The following is a 23,125-nucleotide window of genomic DNA, read 5'->3' on the forward strand; positions in this document are numbered from 1 at the left end:
GTCACTCCGCGGCCGGAACGAGGTTTTCGGAAATCAGCTTCGCCTCCGGCTTTTCGTCCGGATCAGGCCCCTTACGGATTGCCTTGATCATCAGCATCATCTCGATGACGATGAGGACGGTGTAGAGCGCAGCAAAGCCGAGGATCGTCAGCAGCACCGTGCCGGCGCCGAGATTGGAGACGGCCGCAGCCGTCGGCAGCACGCCTTCGATGATCCACGGCTGGCGGCCGAATTCGGCAACCACCCAGCCGAGTTCGATGGCGACCCAGGGCAGCGGGATTGCAAAGACGGCAATGCGCAGCAGCAGCGGATATCTGTCRAGCTTGCGGCGGGCCGACAGCCAGAAGAACACCGTCGTCAGCAGGATGAAGAACATGCCGAGCCCGACCATGATGCGGAAGGACCAGAACAGCGTCGGCACATGCGGAATGGTATCGCGCGCCGCCTGCGCGATCTGTTCTTCGCTCGCCTGACGCGGATCGTTGACGTAGCGCTTGAGCAGGAGTGCGTAGCCCAACTGATGCCCGATATCCTCGAAGGACGTGCGGGCTTCCGCCGTGGCGACATCCTGCGAGGCATCGCCTGGCGCTGCTGGCTTTGCCGTGCGGATCTTCGTCAGCGCRTCATAGGCCTTGATCCCCTGACGAATATTGTCCTTGGCTTCCTGCTCGAGCTTGTCGATACCGGGGATCTCCGTCGTCAGAGACCGGGTACCGATCAGGCCCATCACCCAGGGAATATGCACGGCGTAATGGGTCTCGCGTGCTTCCTGATCCGGAAAGCCGAAGGCGGTGAAGGCGGCCGGCGCCGGCTCGGTCTTCCACATGCCTTCGATCGCCGCCAGCTTCATCTTCTGATGTTCCGTCGTCAGATAGCCGCTCTCGTCACCCAGGACGACCACCGAAAGGGCGGAGGCGAGACCGAAGGAGGCCGCAACCGTCATCGAGCGCTTYGCCAGTTCGACGCTACGCCCCTTCAGCAGATACCAGGCCGAGACGCCCAGAACGAAGACCGAGGCACAGACGTAGCCGGCCGAAACGGTATGGACGAATTTGGCCTGAGCCACCGGATTGAAGACGACGTCGAAGAAGCTGACGATCTCCATGCGCATCGTCTGCGGATTGAGCGCCGAACCGGCAGGATTCTGCATCCAGCCATTGGCGATCAGGATCCACAAGGCCGAGAAGTTGGAGCCGAGCGCAACAGCCCAGGTCGCAACAAGATGCCCGACTTTGGACAGCCGGTCCCAGCCGAAGAAGAACAGGCCGACAAAGGTCGCCTCGAGAAAGAAGGCCATCAAGCCTTCGATCGCCAGTGGGGCGCCGAAAATATCGCCGACATAGTAGCTGTAATAGCTCCAGTTCATGCCGAACTGGAACTCCATCACGATGCCGGTGGCGACACCAATCGCGAAATTGATGCCGAAGAGCGTCCCCCAGAACTTCGTCATCTGGCGCCAGATCTGCCGGCCGGTCATGACATATGTCGTTTCCATGATGGCAAGCAGCACCGACAGGCCAAGCGTCAGCGGCACGAATAAGAAGTGATACAGCGCCGTCATGGCAAACTGCAGGCGCGATAACGCCACGATATCAAGTTCCATAGTCTTTCTCCCACCCCCTACGGTGTGTCTGACAGGAAGGCGGCGCCATTCGACGCGCCGCAAGCATGTTGTTTACCCCTCAGTCCGGCCGAAGCCGGTCGAGAAGCATTTCGAATTCCGGCGTGCCGCGGAGTGCGCTGCCGGCAATGCCGCCGGCCTCCAGAAGCACGATGCGGTCGGCCAAAGTGGCTTCCCGGCGAATATGAGTGGCAATGACAAGGCTGCGTCCAGCGGCGGCCGCGGCCAGGCCGTCTAGCACCGCCTGCGCCGTCGTTGCATCGAGGCCCTCCGTCGGCTCATCGAGCAACCAGAGCGCCGTGTCGCGCAGAAGAAGCCGCGCAAGCGCCAGTCGCCGCAATTGGCCCCCAGAAAGACCAGCACCTCCTTCGCCAAGCCGCGTCGACAGACCATGCGGCAAAGCTTCGACATCCTGGAGCAAGCTCGCAGCCGCGAGAGCCTCGCGCAGGCGACAATCATCGGCACTCGGCGCGGCCAGCTGGAGATTGCCACGCACCGTGTCCTGAAAAAGCTCGCTGCGCTGCGTCAATCTTGTGGCCGGCAGGCGGTTGACTGCTCCGCCGCGCGGTGCGATCTCGCCGGCGAGCAGCGCCAACAACGTCGATTTACCGACACCACTCGGGCCGACCACGGCCAGCCGCTCTCCAACGGTCAGTGACAAAGAGAGATCCAGCAGAACCGGCTGCACCGCTTCATCATTTCCCGCCGACACATTCGTGAGCTGGAAGGCATAGCCGTCGCCCGGTCTTGCAATAGCCCGCACTGTCGTCCCTGCTTTGAGCCGAGGCGCGATGCGCCTGGCTGCCAGCAACGTCCGTCCAAGTTCGAGAACTCCGCGACGCATGGCCGCAAAAGGCTCGGTGGCAGCGAAGGCGACGAGCAATGCGAAGGCTGCCGCAGGGGCACCGATCGTCCCCTGTTTGGCGAGCAGAGCCACCGTCAATAAAGTTGCGGTCAGCAGCAATGTGGAAGCAAGCGAGAAGCCTGCAGCGACAGCACAATCTATCCGGTTCAAAGCGTCGTCCGCTTTCGCAAGACGCCTGTCAGCTTCGGCAATGGCGATCCGCTGGGCCTGCAATTGCCCGACCATCGCAAGCTCCGTCTGGCCGGCAACGAGATCGATGCTTCGGGCGCGCAGCGCTTCCATCGCATGGGCGCGACGGCGCCCCGGCTTCAGAGCCATACGTCCGCCGACGAGCGAGAGACCCAGGCAGACCACGGCCAACCACAGTCCGGCGATGCCGCCAAGAACCGGATCGACAAAACAGAGCGCTACGGTGACAGCACAGGCGGCGAGTATGGCGACAACGGCTGGCACCAGCACACGCAGATAGAGCGAATCGAGCGCATCGACGTCATTCATCAGCCGAAACAGCAGCTTTGCCGGACGGCGGATCATCATGGCCGCGGCTGCAGGTTCCGCCCAGCCACGAAATAGCCGTTCGCGTAGCGCCGCTAGCACCTTAAGGGTCGCGTCATGCGTGACAAGCCGCTCACCATAACGCGTCGCCGTTCGGCCGATTGCCAGCAGGCGAATACCGGCAGACGGCATGAAGACGTCAAAGACCATGGCGCTTGCAACCGTCAGGCCCGCAAAAGCCGAAGCCGTGATGAACCAGCCGGAAAGACCGAGCAAGCCGCCACCGGCAAGCATCGCCAGAGCGGAAAGCCCGGCGCCTAATGCAAGGCTTGTACCGCGCTCGCTCCAAAAGAGTTTGACGACAGGTAAAAGTGTCTTGAGCCCGCCCTTCATGCTGCCCCCCCCAGTGATTGCGCGTCTAGACGCACGACCCTGTTTAGGCGCCCGGCCAAAACCGGGTCATGCGTCGCGACGATCAGCGTGCGTCCCTCGGCGGCGGCGAGCAGTGCATCCGTGACGGCAGAAGCCGTCTCCGTGTCAAGATGCGCGGTCGGTTCATCAGCAAGGATGATATCCGCCTGCTCATCCAGTATCATGCGTGCCAATGCCAGCCGCAACGCTTCGCCGCCGGAGAGACCGAGACCACCCTCCCCGACCGCGGCCACGCGCTCGGCCGTGAAAACCTTATCGAGCGCGACACCACCAAGCGCGTGTGCTACCGCGGCAGCGTCAATGCCGTTGCGCCCAAGCGTCACGTTGCGCATGACGCTTCCGGCGAAAACATGCGGTGACTGACCGATCCATGCCATGCGGCGGCGCAGGCCATCGGCGGTGTCATCCCGCAACGGCATCCCGGCAATGCGTAGGACGCCTGCCTCGGGCCGTGCCAGGCCTGCTATCAACGACAGGATCGTGGTCTTGCCGGAGCCGCTGGCGCCCCAGAGTGCCACGTGTTCTCCGGGAGCAACCGACAAATCGAAATGATCAGTGACGGCTTTGCGCTCGGGCGCATGGCGAAAGGTCAGTCCTTCGATCTCGATCGATGCTGGGCCGACGGATGCGCCCTGCTCCCTATCGTTGCCGCTGAGAATGGTCTGCCGCGATGCCGCCAGTTCCTTCAACGCCGCAAGCGCTGCTTCGCCACCAGCACGGTCGTGCCATACGGCGGACAGTTCACGCAGCGGCTCGAAGAAGGCCGGAGCAAGCAGAAGAATGAAAAGTCCTTGGGTGAGTGTCAATCGGCCCTCCCAGGTGCCGATTTCGATGGATCCCAGCAGGCTGAAACCAACATAAACTGCGGTGGCGGCAACACCGAGCGCGGCGAAAAACTCGAGCACGGCCGAGGACAGAAAGGCGATCCTCAGCACAGCCATGGTGCGGACCCGCAACGCGTCCGCATTCGCCCGCAGTCGGAGCGCAGTCTCATCGACGGCGTCGAGCGCGCGAATGGTCGCCAGGCCGCGAAGCCGGTCGAGCAAAAAGGCGTTGATGCCGCCGGTCTCGGCGAGGTGCTTCTCGCTGGCTGCCTGAGCGCGCCATCCGATCAGCGCCATGAAGATCGGAATAAGCGGCGCACAGAACGTCAGGACCAGCGCTGCCAACCAGGAAATCGGCAGAATGCACACCAGCATGACCAGCGGCACGACGGTCGCCTTCATCCGGACGGGACGAAAGCGCGCGAGATAGGGAACGATTGCCTCGGCCTGCTCACCCAGGACACTTGCTGCCAGACCAGATGCAGGCCTGTCGCTATCGAGCGGCGAGCGCTGCGCCAGCGCTGCCGTCGCAGCCGAACGATGCATGCTGAGCACCCGTCGGGCACCGCGAAACGCCAATCGGCTGCCTGCCGCATCCAGGATCGCGCGCAGAATGCCAAGGCCGGCAACAACCAGAGCCGGGTTCGCCACCTCGGTAATCCCACCTCCATAGGCGATCGCACCAACGCCGATTGCCAACATGGCAGCCTGGCCGATCCACAGCAGCGAGGAAAGACAGAGAATAGCCGGCGCAATACCTGAGGCGCCGCCTCGCTCGGCGGACGGATGTGGTATGGTTTGGCGAGCGTAGGCGCTCTCCGAGGCGCTCGTTGCTAGAACGTCTCGTCTCTCCATTATCCCGTCGCTGGCCGAAGAAGCACTCACGGCGGCCCATCCTTTCCCATGTCTGTCACCAAGGAAGGCTCGCCGAAGTAACAAGATCGATAATCTGCACAGCAGATGCATCTGTCTTTCGTCGAACCTAGAACACGCTTGCGGCAGTCGACTATATCGGAGCGCTAATATGACGGGCTTTTTGCCACTTGTCAGCGACAAGAATAGCACAAGCCGCCTCGCCGAGTAGTTGATCTCCCAGCAAGCTGTTCGCGAAATGGTTCTATGCATATTGTGCACTGCGGAAAAGCGCACAGGATGTCGCAGGGCCTGCCCAGGACCATGGCAGATTGACGCAGAACCATCTCATTTTGCTTCAATATGCTGATTTTCCCGCTTACGGCGTCAGCACGGCTATTTGTTTGACGGCTACGTTATTTTGCAACGCAGCATTTTCCGACTTTCACAGACATCCGACATCGCACGTCAGTGAGTTTAAAACCCGCTCAGGCTGCAAATCCCTAGTGCCCAGTGGGGAGGTATATTTGACGGACATTCCCCGACCATGATCAACACCGATCGCGGGATTGGGATCGCCGAATCATCCGCCCAAGGTCATAATCGTCATCGTGGCCCGCCGCGTGGCGGAAAGTGTGGTCTGGGCAAGTATCGGAGCCGCAATGCTCATGCTATTTCGAAGAGGACGCTTGACGAATGGCTGTGTTGTCGATGCACTGTGTAGGCTTATGCATTTCTCGGCAAATGCGACCTGAGATCGCCGGACGAGGACGTGAACTGTTCGAGCATCAAGGTGCTCAAGGAGACTGAAATGTATGACAGGGTTATTTGTGCGATCGGTCTCGGTTCCCGCGAGCGCGCCGAGCATTTGCTGCGCACATCTAACGCGCTTCTGACGCCTGGCGGCGAGCTGACGGTCGTGCATGTCATCGAACGTTTTCCGTCGGCGCGAGAAAATCCGGATGAAAGAGCCATTTCCGCTTTCGGCGAAGCAGAGGAAAAACTCAGTGCGCTGTGCAGGCGTCTTGGCATTGACGCCCAGATCGATGTGCGTAACGGCACGGCCTCCAAGACACTCCTTCTCGTCGCCAAGGAGAAAAAGGCCGACTTGCTGGTGCTTGCAACACATGCCTCGGATATTTTCGACCGAATTTTCGGCTCAACGACGGAATATGTCATCCAGCATGCAGAATGCTCTGTTCTCATCGATCGCGCCGAAAGGGCGCCTCCAGCGGGCGACAACTGAGTGAGACCATGCACGTCATGCCGCCAAAGATCGCTTGCCTTGCAAATCGAGAGTGCCGGATATTGCGCACTCATATCCAAGATCATCTGAATGACTGAATCCGCAATCACCTGGGGCATCGCCGGGCTGACCGCCTTAGGCGTCGTCGCGCGCCCGTTCCGCTGGCCCGAAGCGGTCTGGGCCGTGCTCGGCGCAGCCCTTCTTCTCTCCTTGCGATTGATCGGTTCGGCCGACGTGTGGGCAGGTATTTTCAAGGGCTTCGACGTCTACCTGTTCCTCATCGGCATGATGCTCCTGTCGGAGCTCGCACGCCGCGAGGGATTGTTCGATTGGGTAGCGGCGATAGCAACGTCGCATGCTAAGGGCTCACCCCGACGGCTGTTTCTGCTCGTCTATGTCGTCGGCGTGGTGGTGACGGTGTTTCTGTCGAACGACGCGACCGCGGTGGTTCTGACACCGGCCGTTTACGCCGCTTGCCGGGCGGCTCGGGTCAGGGACCCCATGCCATACCTTCTGGTCTGCGCTTTCATCGCCAATGCCGCCAGTTTCGTCTTGCCGATTTCCAACCCAGCCAATCTGGTGATTTTTGCCGGCGGAGAAATGCCGTCCCTCTCCCGCTGGATGGCGACGTTCCTGCTCCCGTCGATCGTCTCGATCGTCGTCACTTTCGCTTGCCTCTACTGGACGCAAAGGCGGGCGCTGTCCGAAGACAGCATTGCCCAGGATGTCGAGGAACCCACTCTGTCGCACAGCGCCAAACTGGCGGGATGGGGACTTTTGATAACGGCGGTCATCCTGATCGCAGCGTCGGCCATGCATGTGGATCTGGGCGTCCCAACCTTCGCAGCCGGTGTCGTCTCGACCATCATTATCCTTGCCCTGACGCGGCAGAGCCCCGTCGAGACGATCCGCGGTATCAGTTGGAGCGTGTTGCCCCTTGTCGGTGGCCTGTTCGTCATTGTCGAGGCGGTCAATCACACCGGCCTTACCGCCCTTCTGTCTGATCGGCTCGCATCGCTTGTGGCCCATTCGCAGACGCAGGCGGTCGGAGCCGCCGGACTTTCGGTCGCTATCATCTCCAACCTCGTCAACAATCTGCCGGCTGGTCTCTTTGCGGGCAGCGCCGTGCAGGCGGCGCATGTTCCCGATACCATAGCCGGGGCCGTCCTGATCGGTGTCGATCTTGGTCCAAACCTCTCCGTCACCGGTTCGCTTGCCACCATCCTGTGGCTCGCCGCGCTGAGGCGCGAAGGATTGCATATGGGCGCATGGGCCTTCCTGAAACTCGGCGCTGTCGTCATGCTCCCGGCGCTGATCCTATCTTTGGCAGCCCTTGCGCTGATCTAGCTGCAAACAACGCCCGCCTTATAGACGACCGGTCGATTATTTGTTATCGGACGGCCATGGCGACCAGAAAGAAATCCGATCTGACACGCAACCATATCCTTGAGATCGGGCGAGAGCTCGTACTGCGCAAGGGTTTCGGCGGCGTTGGACTGAAGGAACTGCTCGAACAGAGTGCCGTTCCGAAAGGATCTTTCTATTATTATTTTGCTTCCAAGGAGGCCTTTGGCTGCGCCTTGCTCAAGGAATATTGTGCCGACTACGCACAGCGCCTCGATACGCTTTTCGGCTGGAAGGGAAACGGGCGTCAGCGGTTGATGCATTATTGGAACGCATGGCTTGCTGACGGCAATGCCGGCAGCCTTGCCGACCGTTGCCTCGTGGTGAAACTCGCAGCCGAAATCTCCGATCTCTCTGAAAGCATGCGCGTGATCCTACTCGGCGGTGTCGACGATCTCCTGCGGCGCATTGCCACCACGCTGACGGAGGGGCGCGATGACGGCTCCATCTCGCCGTCCTGCGTGCCCGAAAAGATGGCCCGTTCACTTTACAGCCTTTGGCTTGGCGCAGCGATCCTCGCCAAACTCGGAAAAGACAAAACTCCGCTCGATCAAGCCATGTTTGCAACCGAGCAAGCCCTTTCCGCCCCCGGCAGCCTTTGAGCAAAGCCAGGACCAGCACATCCAACATGCAAGGAAACCATAATGCGTAGCGCCATTCACGAAGTCTTCGGCGACCCGGCTGCAGTTCTTCGTCTTGCCGAGATGCCTTCGCCACAGCCGGTTGCCGGACAGGTGCGCATTCGCACCATTCTGTCGCCGATCCACAATCACGACCTTTGGACGGTACGAGGCGCCTATGGCTACAAGCCAGTGTTGCCTGCAATCGGCGGCAGTGAAGCGGTAGGTATCGTCGATGCTGTCGGCGCAGGCGTCGATAGTGCATTCATCGGAAAGCGAGTGGTCGCGGCCGGTGTTCACGGCACGTGGGCCGAGCAATTCATCGCGCCTGCAGCAAGCCTCGTTCCGGTGCCCGACATCATCAGCGACGAAGCTGCAGCGCAGCTGATCGCCATGCCGTTCAGCGCCATCGCGCTTCTCGAATTCCTCAATGTCAAAAAGGGCGACTGGATCATCCAGAACGCTGCCAACGGAGCCGTCGGCAAGACGCTGGCGATGCTGGCGCATAGCCGGGGCGTGCATGCGATCAATCTCGTCCGCCGCGATGCAGGCGTCGAAGAACTGGCCGCATTCGGCGTCGAGAATGCGGTCTCCACGGCCTCTCCGGATTGGAAGGCCAAGGTTCACGCCCTGGTCGGCAGCGCCCCGATTCGGGCGGCCGTTGATTCCGTGGGCGGTGTCGCAAGCAACGATCTCGCCGACCTTTTGGGCGAAGATGGCCTGCTCGTTTCCTTCGGAACGGCAGCCGGAAAACCCATGCAGATCGCATCGGGCGCCGTCATCTTCAAGCAGCTCACCATCAAGGGTTTCTGGGGCAGCAAGATCAGCGCAGCCATGACCACCGAAGAACGGACGCGGCTGATCGGCGAACTGATCACGCGCGTCACAGCCGGAGAAGTCAAGCTGCCGGTGGAGGCGGCTTATGACATGACGGATATCGCGCAGGCGGTGAAATCGTCACTGGCGCCCGGCAAGGCGGGCAAGGTTCTCCTGAAGCCATAATCGACCCAATTCGATACGCGCCCATTTTGGCTGCCAGCGGAGCAAGAAGCGCCGTGACGCCGTAGGGCGCGTATTCCCATTACAAGTTTCCGATTCGGCACGCGGATCCGACCTGCGACTTCCTACTCTTTAGATCCTGATCAGACTTTTGCGTTATCAAGCACAAATCTATCTCATGAGTTCGGAGTAACATCGGTGAGCGCCGTGACATTGGAAGAGGTCGACCGTCAAATCCTCAACGGGTTTCGGTTTCTTCGTTTCAAACCGGCGATAGAAAAGCTCTTTCTGCAGGACTACGCGGCAAACCGAGTGAGATTGGCACCGATCTGGGCCATTGTCGGCACGCTGATCTACGACCTCGTCTATTTCGGCGACCGCACCATGATGGCGGACGTCTTTTCTCAGCTTATGCTAGTGCGATTCGGAATTTTCACGCCTTTTGCACTATTCAGCGTGATCGCTCTGCGGCGTTGGCCGAACGCGCTGAATTACGACCTTCTCGCAATCTGCGTGGCTGTGCTCGGCGTCTCCTTGCCGATGTCCGTCGCCATGCACAGCGGCAGCCCATACCTCTTCGTCTACCAGAACGGCAATGTCGCCGCTTTCCTGTTCTTCGTCATCGCGCTGGCGCCTCGCTTTCCGACGATTCTCATCGGCCTGGTCCTGATGTGCGCCGTGCAATTCACGACGACGAAACTCAGCGGTGCTTTCGACGACGTCGTCTATACCGGTATCATCACCTTCTATGTAACGCTGACGATCTTCCTTGTGCTCAGCGCTTATTTCACCGAGCACAAGGACCGGCTGAATTTCCTCAACCAGCTTCGCGGCAGCCTGCTGCACGTCCAGTTGGAGCAAAAGTCGGAGCGGGACGAACTGACCGGTCTTTTCAACCGTCACTCTCTCGATCGCGTACGTGCTTCGATCTGGCGGAAGAACGGGGAGATCGCTTCCGTTGCCGTCATCATGCTCGATATCGACAGGTTCAAGCTCTTCAACGATGTCCATGGGCATGTCGAGGGCGACGAGTGTATACGAGCGGTCTGCCAGTGTATTTCACGGGAGGTCGCCGGCAATGGAACCACGTTCCGCTTCGGCGGCGAGGAGATTCTCGTCTTGTTGCCCGATACCAATTGCGAGGTGGCCTCGGCCATAGCCGAGAGAACGCGACGATCCATTGAATCTCTTGCCATCCACCATCGCGGATTGGGCGACGGGCATGTCACAGCAAGCCTCGGCGTGACCTGCGGCAAGACTTCGCAGGAAACGCTCGAAGACCTGCTGAAGACCGCCGATGCGGCTCTCTACGAAGCAAAACGGGCGGGCAGAAATACGGTGACGGTGGCCCGCCCTTCGGCAAAGCTACTCCAATAGCGAAGGCGAAATCCAAAACTGTCCAGCGATTCAGTCGCTTACCGGAGCCTGCGAAGCCGGTTCGCAAAAAACTGTAGAATCGCTCTTGTTCCTCTAGTAGCTAGAGGATGTAGCAATGGTTCCAACACGAAATTGGAACTTGAACATGACGTCCACAACACAACAAAGCCGCTATCGCGTGGAGGGCATGGACTGCGCGTCCTGTGCCGCGAAAATCGACACCGCCGTTCGCCGCCTGCAGGGGGTCGAGGACGTCTCCGTCTCGGTCACTGCGGGTACGATGACGGTCAAGCATCAGGGTGACGAGGCCCTCGCACCGGCCATCGCGAAGCGCGTCACCGGATTGGGCTATAAGGTTATTCCGCTTCCGTCGAGCAACACACAGGTCGCGAAGACAGACGTCGACAACCATGCCTGTGGCTGCGGCCACGATCATCACAACCATCATGACCATTCATCGCATGACCATGAGCATGAGGCGCACGACCATGACCACGGACATGATCACCACCATGACCACGGTGCTCATGGTCATGATCATGCCGGACATAGCCATAAGGCGCGGGATGAAGCCGTCGCCGGCCTCCACGGTCATGACCATGGACCGACCAGCGGACCATGGTGGAAATCAGCCAAGGGCCGCCTGACCATCGCCAGCGGCGTTGCCGTTGCCGCCGCCTGGGCCATCGGCAAAATGGTCCCTGAACTGGACGCCTGGATCTTCACCGCCGCCATGCTGGTCGGCCTCATTCCGATTGCCCGGCGCGCATTCATGGCCGCTATAGCCGGAACGCCTTTCTCGATCGAAATGCTGATGACGATTGCCGCAATCGGCGCGGTCATCATCGGCGCCAGCGAGGAAGCCGCAGCCGTCGTCTTCCTTTTCCTGATCGGCGAGCTGCTGGAAGGTGTTGCTGCGAGTAAGGCACGGGCCAGCATTCAATCGCTGACCGACCTGGTTCCAAAGACCGCTCTGGTCGAAGAAAACGGCAAGATCAGCGAAGTACCGGCCGAAGACCTGCCCGTTGGCGCGATCATTCTGGTGCGTCCCGGCGATCGTATTTCGGCCGACGGCGTGATCGTATCGGGCGAGAGCTCGATCGACGAAGCACCCGTCACCGGCGAAAGCACTCCGGTGCGCAAAGGGGCGGATGCCGCCGTCTTTGCCGGCACAGTCAATGGCGATGCAGTTCTGCGGGTCCGCGTCACAGCGGCTGCCGCCGACAACACCATTGCCCGCGTGGTCAAGCTGGTGGAGGAGGCACAGGAATCGAAGGCGCCGACCGAGCGCTTCATCGACCGCTTCTCGCGTTACTATACGCCAGGCGTCGTGGTAGTCGGCGCGCTCGTCGCAATCATGCCTCCGTTGTTTCTCGGCGGCTCTTGGAGCGAATGGGTCTATAAGGGCCTCGCCATCCTGCTGATCGGCTGCCCCTGCGCGCTGGTCATTTCGACGCCGGCAGCAATCGCAGCATCCTTGTCATCGGGTGCGAGACGTGGCCTGCTGCTTAAGGGTGGAGCCGTGCTGGAAAATATCGGTAAGGTGACGGCCGTTGCTTTCGACAAGACTGGGACCCTGACCGAGGGCAAGCCAAAGGTCACCGACCTTGTTGGCCTCGGCATGAGCGAGACCGAGGTGCTTCGACTGGCAGCAGCGCTTGAAACCGGATCCAGCCACCCGCTCGCCCAGGCGATCCTCGGCCGCGCCTCGGCGGACGGGATCGAAGTTCCCTCGATCTTCGACGCAAAGGCGATCGGCGGCAAGGGCGTGAGCGGCACGGTCGATGGCCTTGACGTTTTCCTCGGCTCGCCGCAGGCCGTTGCGAACAAGGTTTCGCTTGCGCCGGAACAATCGGCTCGGATTGCTGCCCTCAATGACGAGGGAAAGACAGTCTCCGTTCTGCTCGCCAAGGGAAGCGTCGCCGGGTTGCTTGCGATGCGCGATGAACCCCGTGCCGATACTGCGGCAGGCCTGAAGGCTCTGACGGATGCCGGCATCAAGACGATCATGCTGACCGGCGACAACAAGCGCACCGCGCAAGCCATCGGCAAGACGCTCGGCATCGAGGTCCGCGCTGAACTGCTGCCCGAAGACAAGCAGCGCATCGTCGGCGAGCTGAAGCGTGAGGGCCTTCGTGTCGCCAAGGTCGGCGACGGCATCAACGATGCGCCGGCGCTGGCCGCGGCCGATGTCGGGATTGCCATGGGCGGCGGCACCGACGTGGCGCTCGAAACCGCGGACGCCGCCGTGTTGCATGGCCGCGTTGGCGACGTCATCGAGATGATCGATCTTTCGAAGCGGACGATGAGCAATATCGGCCAGAACATCACGATCGCACTCGGCCTGAAGGGTGTGTTCCTTGTCACCACGATCATCGGCATCACGGGCCTCTGGCCTGCGATCCTCGCCGACACAGGGGCGACTGTGCTCGTTACCATGAATGCCCTTCGCCTGCTCGGTGGTAAGCGCAAACTCGTAGCGGCTTAGACCTATCGAAAACGAAGCGTAGGCGCCGATCACCTTCGGCGCCCATTTGCGTGTTGCGCATATAGCCTGGCAGCGGCGGCGCGGCTCAGGACTTCCGCGCAGCAAGATAACGGCGCGGCGATAGGCCGAATGCCTTCCTGAACATCGCGATGAAACTGCTTGCGCTCGCATAGCCCAGACTGTCGGCAACCTCGACGATGCTGTGCCCCGCAGTCAGTTCCTCCAGCGCCAGCAGCAATCGCGCCTGCTGCCGCCAGTTGGCGAATGACATGCCGGTTTCCGCATGAAACAAGCGCCGCGCCGAGCGCTCGGAGATGCCGGCCTGCTGCGCCAGCACATGGAAGGTTTCCTCGCTGGCTGGATGCCTGAGCACCGCTTCGGCGATGCGAAGAACACGCCGATCCGCCGGCATAGGCAGATGGAGGCTTTCGGTCGGTGCTGCACGAACTTCGTCCAGCAAAACGGCGGCCAGTCGACGTTGGGGCGGCGAAAGCCTTTCGTCCCAATGCCAAGTCGCCGCTCTTTGCACCAGCGCGCGCAAAACCCCGCTGACGCTCAGAACGCATGTGCTCGTGGGTAGGCTGGCACTTGCGAGCGGTGTCAGCAGGATGCCCCATCCGCTCAGCACCCCATTGACGCTTGCCTTATGCATCATACCCGGCGGGATCCAACCCGCGCGCCTTGGAGGCAGCAGCCATGAGCCTGCCGGTGTCCGCATATGCACAAGGCCGCTTTCGATACAGAAAAGCTGACCACGCAAATGGGAGTGCCAGTCATATTCGAAGGTTCCCAGGCGAAAGGCGCTGCCGGGTTCATCCGATCCCCAGAAGGCGATGAGGGGCGGACCGTCGGCACGGTCGCCAATGTCTTCCAAGTCCATGTTTGTTTGGCCGCTTTACTACATTTATCGTCCGAATGTCGTTATCACGTCCGTGTAGCACTACGCTATCGTCCTGCTTGTTCTTAAGATTGAAAGCAGAACGGAATCGAATAACTCATGCAGGATTTTCATGTCGTCATCATCGGCGCGGGCCTCGGAGGCCTGTGCCTTGCACAGGGATTGAAGCGCGCTGGCATCAGTTTTGACGTCTACGAGCGCGATGCAGCGCCAGATAGCCGTCTTCAAGGCTACCGCATTCGGATAGACGCCTATGGACAGAGGGCGCTCGCAGCCTGCCTCCCACCGGAACTCTTTGCCCTGTTTCGAGCGACGGCCTCTCGCAACGCCTCGTCCGGACGCTTCGTCACGCCGCAGCTTCTCCCCATCGAAGGGCGCGCGCCGGCAAGCTGGGATATGGCTGAGGACGACGATACGGGTGACTTGAGCGTCAATCGCCAGACTCTGCGCGAAATCCTGCTGGCGGGGATCGAGGGACACGTCCATTTCGGACATGAGTTGAAAAGCTATCGTTGCTTTGAAGATGGCTCGGTCTCGATATCTTTGGAAGGCCTGCCGCTAGTATCCTGCGACCTCCTGGTGGGCGCGGATGGCGTGAATTCGCAAGTGCGCAGGCAACTCGCGCCCTATGCCGAGCCGCGAGACACAGGATCCATATGCATCTATGGCAAGATGGAACTGCAGCTGTCGACGACGGCGGAACCGCTGGACGACGGCACCACCGTGGTTTTTGCGGACGGTTGCACGGCAATCTTCGATCTCATGCGTTTCGACGGGGATTTTTCGGCCCTCGCCTCGCGCCTTGCGCCCGGCTGCCACCTTACGCCGATGGAGGACTATCTTTATTGGGCGCTGATCGGGCCGCGGCAACGGTTGGGTCTGGAGGAATATGATCACGTTCAGGATTTGCCAGTCCTGCTTACGAACGCCATGAGAGGATGGCACCCAGGCATCAGGCAGATCATCAGCCGAAGCGACCCTGCGACAGTCGCGGCGCTGCCCATTCGCAGCGGGCGCCCCGATGCTCTTTGGCCATTCGGCGCTGTGACGCTTTTGGGAGACGCAGTCCATGCCATGAGCCCAGCCGGCGGACTCGGCGCCAACACCGCGCTCGAAGATGCGCGCGTCCTTGCGGAAACTCTTTCCGATGCCCGTTCGAAAGCCAAGCCGGCTAAGATAGCGATGCTCGATTATGAGGCTGACATGCGCGATCGGGCCGCCCGCGCCATCGATGCATCGGAGCGCGGTGCTGCAATGCTGTTCGAAAATTTTGCCTGAGGAAGAATGCCATGACTATCGACGCAACCACATTCACCTTCCACGACGTCTCCGAATGGCCGATCGTCCGTCAGAGTGCGCAATCCGTGCGACCGGGTTATGCGCAGCAATGGGAACGGGAGATGGACTCCCTGCTCGCCCTTTCCATGCCATTCGTCGTGATCATGGAAGGCGACCAGCCCGCCGAGGATCACGAAGACCGCAAGGCGCGCGGTATCTGGCTCAAGAAAAACAAGGCCGCTCTTGCTACGGTTTGCAGGGCCGTCATTGGGATTGAAGCCAGCGCCATCAAGCGCGCCGCGATACAGGTTCAGATGAGCCTTGCAACGAAAGCCTTCGGTACGAGAATGGAAATCGCCGCCTCGAACATGGAAGCTCTCGCACTCGCCGAGCAAATTCTCTCCGGCCAGGAAAGCACAGCCGCGGGTTGAAAATCCGGCATATTGATGACGTTGGGCGTTTCCGCTTCTCTTTGAGGCATGGAGGCGCCCTATCTTCCCGTTTTCCCACCCATGCCAATCGGAAAATCGCCGCACGCTTTTCCCAGAAATGCTCAGCCGGCTTACCGATGTCGCCGGCATGGCGGATCGCATCGTCGACACGCTTTCCGGTGGTGAACGCCAACGCTGCTGGCTTGCCATGCTGGTCGCCGAGGATGCCGAATACCTGCTACTCGACGAGCCAACCTCCGCCCTTGACGTCGGGCATCAGATCGAGGTGCTGTCGCTGGTTCAGAGCCTCAGCCATGCCGAGGGTCTTGGCGTCGTCGTATTGCACGATGTCAACATGGCGGCGCGCACCTGCGACCACATCATCACCCTGCATTCCGGACGGATCATCGCCAATGGTTCGCCGGGCGATATCCTCACCACGGAGGCGTTGCGAGCCATGTACGGGCTCAACATGCATGTCATTCAACATCCATCCTCAGGTCATCCTTTCGCGACCCCAAGCTGAATGGCTGTCGGCTGAAGGAGATAGTGGACCGGTACATGTCCCTGCCGATCCGCCCCCGGGGTCTGTACCCTCGATTTCAGGATGCCGCGCGGCGCAGGACCGGGGCGGCTTTCCAGCCCAATTCCGGTGCTATGTTCGTCACGAAGTCATGCAGGATCTGCCTATATTCCTCGTCGTGAAACTCGTAGGGCAGCTCCAATCGAAATTCGCTGACATAGGGCAGGATCGGATCAGCATGGAGACGTTCCAGAATATCCGCTGACGTACCGACAAGATCACGGGCAAAGAGCGTGCGCCGCTCGCCCTGAGGCGAAAGCGTGCGCTCGTAGCGACCGGCAGCATAATCCGTGTAGCGCTTGCGCGTGACGGCATCGGCACTGTCGAAGGGGACGATGACGCGACCGAGCGCTACCCGTCTCGAATCGCCACCGGAAGCACGATAGGTTTCGAGTTGCCGGGATTGTGCGACGAAGAAATCGTCAGTCTCCTCGCCAGTCGTAACATTGCCGATCAGGAGATTGAAGCCGTTGCGGCCGGCCCAGGCGGCCGAACGCAACGAACCGCCGCCATACCAGATGCGATCGATCAGTCCCTTGGCATAGGGCTGGAGACGTGGCCGCTGCGGCCCGAACGGGGTCTTGATGACTGTATCCTGATCGCCGACATAGGTGCCGCGAAGATTGTCGGCAAAGCGCAGCACTCGCTGATGCGAGAAATCGTGGTTCTCCCAATCGCCATCGAAGGCGAGCGGACCGATCAGATCGGCGTGCAGCGGGCGTCCGGCACTCAATCCGATGTTGAGCCTTCCTTTCGACAGAACATCGACCGTCGCCAGATCTTCTGCGAGGCGATAGGGGCTCTCGTAGCCGATCGGAATGACGGCCGTCCCGAGCTCTATATGGCGCGTGCGCTGCGTTGCTGCCGCCAGAAACGCACTGGCAGAGGAAATCCCGGGTTCGAGGTGACGCTGCCGGACCCAGGCGCTGTCAAACCCTCTCTGTTCGCCATATTCCAGAAGCTGCAAGGTCTGCTCGAGTCCGGCCAACGGATCCTCGTCAGGATAGTTGCCTGGTGTGAGAAAACCGATATGGCTGATCGATGGGGCTGGATGGCTCATCTCGCTGTCTCCTCAAAATTTCGGCAAGCCAGGCGGATTGGTCTCTGATTTCTGCAGCGCTTCATCCGCAAGATGCCATCGGTCGAGTATCTTGGCATAGGTGCCGTCCTGGATCAGTCCGTTCGTCGCGGCGGTAAGCGCGGCTGCAAGGCCGCTACCCTTTCGCGTTGCAATCGCAACATCGGAACGATCCGGCCAACCGGCGCTCAGCGTACCCACGCTCTTGATGTCCTTGTCGCGTGCGGCGATGTAGACGAGCTGGGCATGCGGCTGCACGATGACCTCTGCGCGCTCCGAGCGGAGCGCGAGCAGGCTCGCAGCATCGTCGTCGTAATATTGCAATTCGATCGGCTTCAGGCCGGCTTTTGCATCTTCATCGCTCCACTTGACCAGAATTCGCTCCTGGTTCGTGCCCGCACCCACGATGATCCTCAATCCGGCTGCATCCTTCGGCTCCTTGATGGAAGCGATCTTGCTTTTGGTCGTCACGAAGAAACCATGCAGACCCTGCCGGTATGTAGAGAAATCGAACTTCTCCTTGCGCTGCTCGGTGACGCCGACATTGGAGATAACGGCATCGTACTTGCCCGATGTCAAACCGAGCGGCCAGTCTGCCCAAGCAACCGGAACAAGTTCCAGCTTCAACCCGAGTGCATCGGCAACGGCCGATGCGTAGTCCGGATCAGCGCCAACGACGGTCCGGGCGTCCGTTGCATAGGCTGCAAGCGGCGGGCCGCCGGGAGCGACGGCCACGGTGAATTTCCCCGCCGTCGCGAACTTGAAACCTTTGGATATGGCAGCGATCGCCGCCTCGTTCCTGGCCGCATGAGTGCGCCCGGATTGTTGCGGGCTGAGGTCGAACTCCTCGGCAGCGCTTGCCGAGCCGAAGCCGATTAACGCAGCCGCTGTGGCGACAAGCACGGTTCTGAAGGTAGGTATGATAGTCACGGAAACTGTATCTCCATAGAAGAATGATGGGAGCGGACCGGCGCGGGCCCCACCGGCGCCAGCCCGCTCGACCAACATTACGAACCGCTTTTCGGCAGGCCCGCAGGGTTGGTCTTTGCTTGATCGATCGCTTCGGCACTCAGGCTCCAGCGCTTCAGCACTTCGGCATACTTGCCGTCCTTGATCAGATCGTTCACGGCGAGCGTGACGGCATCGGCGAGCCCTGCCCCCTTCTTTGTCGTCACGGCAATCTCAGCCGTTATCGGCCAGCCGCCCGAAAGAGTGCCGACGAGCTTCCTCGTGCCGTTGATCGTGGCATTGTAGGCCTGGGTCGCATTCGGATTGAATTCGACATCGGCGCGGCCGGACTGCAGGGCAAGATCCGCGGCGGCGCGATCATCGAAATACTGTACCTCGATCGGCTTCAGCCCGGCCGCCACATTCTGTCGATCCCATTCGAGAATGATCTTCTCCTGATTGGTGCCGGCTCCGGTGATCACCTTCAGACCCGCAACGTCTTTGGGCTCCTTTATAGAGGTGATCTTGCTGTCGGCCTTCACGTAGAAGCCGAGGACGTCCTTACGGTAGGTCGAGAAATCGAATTTCAGCTTGCGTTCCTCGGTGACCGTCACGTTGGAAATAACGGCATCGTATTTGCCCGAGGAAACGCCGAGCGGCCAGTCCTCCCACGCAACCGACACCAGCTCAAGCTGCAGGCCGAGGGAATCGGCGAGCAACTGCGCGATATCCGGATCGGCGCCGACGACGGTCTTCGCGTCGGTAGCATAAGTGGCGATTGGCGGATCCCACGGATTGATGCCCACCGTGAATTTGCCGGGATTGACGAACTTGAAGCTAGGCGCAATCGCCTTGATCGCGGCTTCATCCTTCTGCCCTCGGACGCGATTGGACGTATCCGGGCTTAGGTTGAACTTCTCGGCCGCATTCACCGCCGTGCAGCTCAACGCCACAGCCGTGATCACACCAGCCAATGCGTATTTCTTTCTATCAAAAAATGTCATTTCCCTTCTCCATTTCATCTTTAGGTTGCTGTCGTTGTTACTATTTCCCGAGTGCCGCCGAGGCTCGGCGCACTGTCTTCACCAGCCTGGATTGCTAGAGAACCTTGGCGAGGAATGCCCGCGTCCGCGGATGTCTGGGATCGTTGAGGATCTGGGCGGGCGCTCCGGTTTCGATCACATGGCCGCCCTCCATGAAGACCACCGTGTCGGCGACTTCCCGGGCAAAGCCGATTTCGTGGGTGACGATGACGAGCGTCGTCCCGGTGCGGGCAAGCTCCTTGATCACGTCGAGCACCTCGCCAACCAATTCCGGATCCAGGGCCGAAGTTGGCTCGTCGAAAAGCAGAACCTTTGGCCGGAGCGCCAGAGCGCGGGCGATCGCAACACGCTGCTGCTGGCCGCCGGAGAGCTGACGGGGATAGGCATCGGCCTTATCGCTCAGACCGACGCGGGCGAGCAGCTCCTGAGCGAAAGCAATAGCATCTTCCTTGCTTGCGCCACGGACCTGTGTCGGCGCCTCAATGAGATTTTCCAGAACGGTCAGATGCGGGAAGAGATTGAAGCTCTGGAAGACCATACCAATATCGGTCCGGCGCTTCAGAATGTCCTTCTCCTTCAGCTCGTAGAGCACTTCGCCCTTCTGCGTGTAGCCGACGAGTTCACCATCAACCGAGATGAAGCCGCCGTCGACGCGCTCAAGGTGATTGATGGAGCGCAGCAGCGTCGATTTACCCGAACCGGACGGACCGATGATGGCCGTCACGCTGCCGGCTGGCAGGCTGAGCTCGATATTGTCGAGAACCTTCAGCGCACCGAAGCTTTTCGAGATGCCGTGAATGCGAACCGCTCCGCCCTTGGCATAAAGGTCGGTTGTTCTGCGAATGGCCGCAACAGTTCTCGTGCTTGTTCCGGCATTGGAGGCAGCGACGGTAAGCGGCCGGCGCAAGCGCTGAAAAAAGGCCTGAAAGGGCAGCGGAGTCGGATTGCGCACGGCGCCCTTGGAAAAATAGCGTTCGATATAGTGCTGGATGACCGACAGGACCGTCATGATGACGAGATACCAGACCGTCGCCACCATCAGCAGCGGGATCACTTCCAGGTTACGGCGATAGATAACCTGTACCGTATAGAAGAGCTCTGGTAAGGCCAGCACGTAGACCATGGATGTGCTCTTGGCGAGGCCGATCAGCTCGTTGAAGCCCGTCGGAAGGATGGAGCGCATGGCCTGCGGCAACACGATGCGGAATGCCTGACGCCTGCGCGGCAAGCCGAGCGCAGCAGCCGCTTCCAACTGCCCCTGATCGACGGAAAGAATGCCGCCACGCACAATCTCCGCGAAAAAGGCCGACTGGTTGAGCGTCAATCCAAGAAACGCAGCTGCAAACGGCGTCAGGAGCTGTGTCGTCGGGTAGTCGAACAGGACCCTATCGGTAAAGGGGACGCCGATGGTGATCGTCTCGTAGAGGTAGCCCAGATTGTTGAGCACAAGCAGCAGGACAATCATCGGGATCGAGCGCAGCAGCCAGATATAACCCGAGGACAGGCTGGCCAGCAGCGGCGATTTCGATACGCGCGCCAGGGCCAATGCGGTGCCGAGGATAGAACCGGAAACGGCCGCAAGCGCTGTCAGGAGCAAAGTTCTGCCGAGACCCACAAGCACGGGTTCAGCGAAGAACCACTCGGCAAATACGCCCCATCCCCAACGGGGATTGGTAAAGGTGGAGTAGAGAACGACGGCGAGAACGAGTACCGCGAAGATCGTCCCCACGATGCGTCCGAGATGCCGTGCCGGCACGATGCGATAGCGCGCATAATCCGTCTTCGTCTCGCTTGTTGCACTCGCGGGATCGATGCCCGCGAAATCCGTCGTCAGTGCCATGATGCTTGCCCCTTATGATTGTCGTTGCTTCGTTCGTCGTTACCGTCCGGCGACGGCCAGCCGCTGTTGCTGAGACCCGGAAGTTTCGAGGGAATGGAACCGCGCCAGCTGGCTGATATCCTTTTCGAAAGGCAGGCTCTTGTAGATTTCCGGATCGACCGAGGTATCGAAGAGTGCGGTGTAGCCATTGTTCAGATAGAGGCCGACGGCCTCCGGCTGACGGAAGCCTGTCGTCAGATAGATGCGCTGATAGTCTTGCCGGGCTGCCTGCAACTCGAGTTCCACGAGCAACTTGCGCGCCAGGCCCTGACGCCTGAGATCGTGCCGCGTCCAGATGCGTTTGAACTCCGCGGTTCGGTCGTCATAGTACTTGAAGGCACCGCCGCCGATCGTCTCGCCGTCGCGCAGGAGAAGCAGGAAGTTGCCATGCGGTGGCGCGAAGGCCTCCGGCGGATAACGATTCAATTCGGCAGCCGCACCCTCGGCGTTAAAATAGGTGCCATAGCGGCTGTCATATTCAAAGATCAACTCGTCGATCAGCGGCTTGGCACGCGGATCCAGTGTGTTCGTGTAGAGAAACGTGTCGCTCATGTCGTTCGTCACCTGTTGTCATCCGCGAGGAAAGTTTCGGCGAGCCGCACCCAGTAGCGGGCGGCGGGCGCGATGATGGCGTCGTTGAAATTGTATTGGGCGCTGTGCAGCGGCGCGCTGTCGCCGTTGCCGACGAAAAGATAGCTGCCGGGCTTCACCTCCAGCATGAAGGCGAAATCCTCGCTGGCCGTACGCGGGCGAAAATCCGCGGCCAGAGCTGCAGACCCAAGTGCGTGTACGGCAACGTTCCTGGCAAAATCCGTTTCGTCCGCATGGTTGACCAGCGCGGGAAATCCCAGCCGATAATTGACATCAGCCTCGGCGCCGAAACTTTCGGCCTGCGCCCGGGCAAGCGCCGGTATGCGCTCCTGAAGCTTTGCGCGCACGCCTTCGCTAAACGCGCGCATGGTGAGCTTCATCTCCACGCTTTCCGGAATGACATTCGATGCGGAGCCGGCGTGAATGGATCCCACAGTTGCAACCGCCATGTCTTGCGGATCGATATTGCGCGAGACCACGCTTTGAAGCGCGGTGATGAAGGACGCGGAGGCCAGTACCGGATCGACAGCACGATGCGGCTCGGCGCCGTGACCGCCCTTACCCACGATCTTGATGACCGCCTGGTCGACGGAAGCCATGGCTGGGCCGACGACGAAGCCGAACTGCCCGGTTGGAACCCCTGGCCAATTGTGTAGTCCGAAGACTGCGTCGACCGGAAAGCGCTCGAAAAGCCCTTCCGACAGCATCTTGCGGGCGCCGGCGCCAATCTCTTCTGCGGGCTGGAAAATCAGCCGAAGCGTACCGCTGAAATTGCCGCCCTCGGCGAGATAGCGGGCGGCGGCGAGCAGGATGGATGTGTGCCCATCATGGCCGCAGGCGTGCATGACACCGGGATTGCTGCTCTCGTAGTCGAGCCCGGTCGCCTCCTCAATGGGCAGCGCATCCATATCGGCACGGATGCCGAGGCTGCGCTGCCCATCGCCCCGCTTAAGCGTTGCGACAACACCGGTTCCGGCAATGCCCGTTGCGACTTCGTAGCCCCAATCTGCGAGCAGCGACGCCACTTTCTTGGACGTTCGATGCTCTTGAAAGGCGAGCTCTGGATATTGGTGCAGGTCGTGCCGCAGTGCGATGATCTCATCGAGATAGGCGGCGATCCCTCTCTCGACGGGGTCGTTGACCGAAGCAGGCTTGACGATAGCGTTCATGGTG

General features: G+C 60.5%; 18 protein-coding genes and 1 pseudogene. 9 read left to right on the plus strand and 10 right to left on the minus strand.

Translation table 11 applies throughout. The annotated features are described in order from the left end of the window. Nucleotide 1: 1 nt before the first annotated feature. The 3 genes from QD461_RS11860 to cydD form a co-directional block, all read right to left on the minus strand. Entirely contained in the window at nt 2-1,603 is a 1,602-nt protein-coding gene (locus tag QD461_RS11860; protein ID WP_414087954.1) for a cytochrome ubiquinol oxidase subunit I, read from the minus strand. 79 nt (nt 1,604-1,682) lie between these two features. Continuing rightward, nucleotides 1,683-3,374 carry a thiol reductant ABC exporter subunit CydC gene (gene cydC, locus QD461_RS11865; protein WP_414087955.1) on the minus strand — a complete coding sequence of 564 codons (1,692 nt, stop codon included), beginning with the start codon at nt 3,372-3,374 and terminating at the stop codon, nt 1,683-1,685. Beyond that, a complete protein-coding gene (gene cydD / locus QD461_RS11870) occupies nt 3,371-5,092 on the minus strand; it encodes a thiol reductant ABC exporter subunit CydD (protein ID WP_414088131.1) in 1,722 nt (573 codons plus the stop codon). Before cydD ends, cydC begins: the two co-directional genes overlap by 4 nt. An 808-nt stretch (nt 5,093-5,900) precedes the next feature. Between cydD and QD461_RS11875 the strand changes: the two genes are divergently transcribed. The 6 genes from QD461_RS11875 to QD461_RS11900 all read left to right on the plus strand — a co-directional run bounded on the left by QD461_RS11875 (nt 5,901) and on the right by QD461_RS11900 (nt 13,223). After that, nucleotides 5,901-6,335, plus strand: coding sequence for a universal stress protein (locus tag QD461_RS11875; protein WP_414087956.1), 435 nt, complete (start codon nt 5,901-5,903; stop codon nt 6,333-6,335). A 90-nt stretch (nt 6,336-6,425) separates the two neighbouring features. Then, complete coding sequence (locus tag QD461_RS11880) at nt 6,426-7,682, plus strand: arsenic transporter (RefSeq protein ID WP_414087957.1); 1,257 nt, start codon at nt 6,426-6,428, stop codon at nt 7,680-7,682. Nucleotides 7,683-7,738: 56 nt separating this feature from the next. Beyond that, nucleotides 7,739-8,341 carry a TetR/AcrR family transcriptional regulator gene (locus QD461_RS11885; RefSeq protein WP_199087525.1) on the plus strand — a complete coding sequence of 201 codons (603 nt, stop codon included), beginning with the start codon at nt 7,739-7,741 and terminating at the stop codon, nt 8,339-8,341. Between the two features lie 42 nt (nt 8,342-8,383). Beyond that, nucleotides 8,384-9,361 carry a zinc-binding dehydrogenase gene (locus tag QD461_RS11890; RefSeq protein ID WP_414087958.1) on the plus strand — a complete coding sequence of 326 codons (978 nt, stop codon included), beginning with the start codon at nt 8,384-8,386 and terminating at the stop codon, nt 9,359-9,361. A gap of 195 nt (nt 9,362-9,556) precedes the next feature. Beyond that, nucleotides 9,557-10,735 (plus strand): GGDEF domain-containing protein, encoded by a 1,179-nt coding sequence (locus QD461_RS11895; RefSeq protein WP_414087959.1) that lies wholly within the window; start codon nt 9,557-9,559, stop codon nt 10,733-10,735. A 145-nt stretch (nt 10,736-10,880) separates the two neighbouring features. After that, the gene (locus QD461_RS11900; protein WP_414087960.1) at nt 10,881-13,223 is read left to right on the plus strand and encodes a heavy metal translocating P-type ATPase; all 2,343 of its coding nucleotides are present in this window, start codon (nt 10,881-10,883) and stop codon (nt 13,221-13,223) included. 85 nt (nt 13,224-13,308) lie between these two features. Here QD461_RS11900 and QD461_RS11905 read toward each other — a convergent pair whose 3' ends face one another. Continuing rightward, nucleotides 13,309-14,103 (minus strand): AraC family transcriptional regulator, encoded by a 795-nt coding sequence (locus QD461_RS11905; RefSeq protein WP_414087961.1) that lies wholly within the window; start codon nt 14,101-14,103, stop codon nt 13,309-13,311. 117 nt (nt 14,104-14,220) lie between these two features. Between QD461_RS11905 and QD461_RS11910 the strand changes: the two genes are divergently transcribed. From QD461_RS11910 to QD461_RS11920, 3 genes and pseudogenes are all read left to right on the plus strand, one after another. After that, nucleotides 14,221-15,399 carry an FAD-dependent oxidoreductase gene (locus QD461_RS11910; protein WP_414087962.1) on the plus strand — a complete coding sequence of 393 codons (1,179 nt, stop codon included), beginning with the start codon at nt 14,221-14,223 and terminating at the stop codon, nt 15,397-15,399. Between the two features lie 11 nt (nt 15,400-15,410). Then, nucleotides 15,411-15,830 (plus strand): hypothetical protein, encoded by a 420-nt coding sequence (locus tag QD461_RS11915; protein ID WP_414087963.1) that lies wholly within the window; start codon nt 15,411-15,413, stop codon nt 15,828-15,830. A gap of 130 nt (nt 15,831-15,960) precedes the next feature. Then, a pseudogene (locus QD461_RS11920) lies at nt 15,961-16,356 on the plus strand (ABC transporter ATP-binding protein); the annotation flags it as partial. Between the two features lie 76 nt (nt 16,357-16,432). Here QD461_RS11920 and QD461_RS11925 read toward each other — a convergent pair. The 6 genes from QD461_RS11925 to QD461_RS11950 form a co-directional block, all read right to left on the minus strand. Further along, nucleotides 16,433-17,473 carry an LLM class flavin-dependent oxidoreductase gene (locus QD461_RS11925; RefSeq protein WP_414087964.1) on the minus strand — a complete coding sequence of 347 codons (1,041 nt, stop codon included), beginning with the start codon at nt 17,471-17,473 and terminating at the stop codon, nt 16,433-16,435. Between the two features lie 12 nt (nt 17,474-17,485). After that, nucleotides 17,486-18,421 carry an ABC transporter substrate-binding protein gene (locus tag QD461_RS11930; protein WP_414087965.1) on the minus strand — a complete coding sequence of 312 codons (936 nt, stop codon included), beginning with the start codon at nt 18,419-18,421 and terminating at the stop codon, nt 17,486-17,488. 77 nt (nt 18,422-18,498) lie between these two features. Then, nucleotides 18,499-19,443: an ABC transporter substrate-binding protein gene (locus QD461_RS11935; RefSeq protein WP_414087966.1), complete on the minus strand. Its 945-nt coding sequence runs from the start codon at nt 19,441-19,443 to the stop codon at nt 18,499-18,501. Nucleotides 19,444-19,537: 94 nt separating this feature from the next. Next, nucleotides 19,538-21,322, minus strand: a complete 1,785-nt coding sequence (locus QD461_RS11940; RefSeq protein ID WP_414087967.1) for an amino acid ABC transporter permease/ATP-binding protein — start codon at nt 21,320-21,322, stop codon at nt 19,538-19,540. A 39-nt stretch (nt 21,323-21,361) separates the two neighbouring features. Beyond that, complete coding sequence (locus tag QD461_RS11945; RefSeq protein ID WP_184708007.1) at nt 21,362-21,925, minus strand: GNAT family N-acetyltransferase; 564 nt, start codon at nt 21,923-21,925, stop codon at nt 21,362-21,364. Beyond that, nucleotides 21,922-23,121, minus strand: coding sequence for a M20 aminoacylase family protein (locus tag QD461_RS11950; protein WP_414087968.1), 1,200 nt, complete (start codon nt 23,119-23,121; stop codon nt 21,922-21,924). The genes QD461_RS11945 and QD461_RS11950 overlap by 4 nt, the downstream gene beginning before the upstream one ends. Nucleotides 23,122-23,125: the final 4 nt, after the last annotated feature.

This window comes from Rhizobium sp. BR 314 (assembly GCF_047445805.1).
In the GTDB taxonomy this organism is placed as follows: Bacteria; Pseudomonadota; Alphaproteobacteria; order Rhizobiales; family Rhizobiaceae; genus Rhizobium; species Rhizobium lusitanum_B.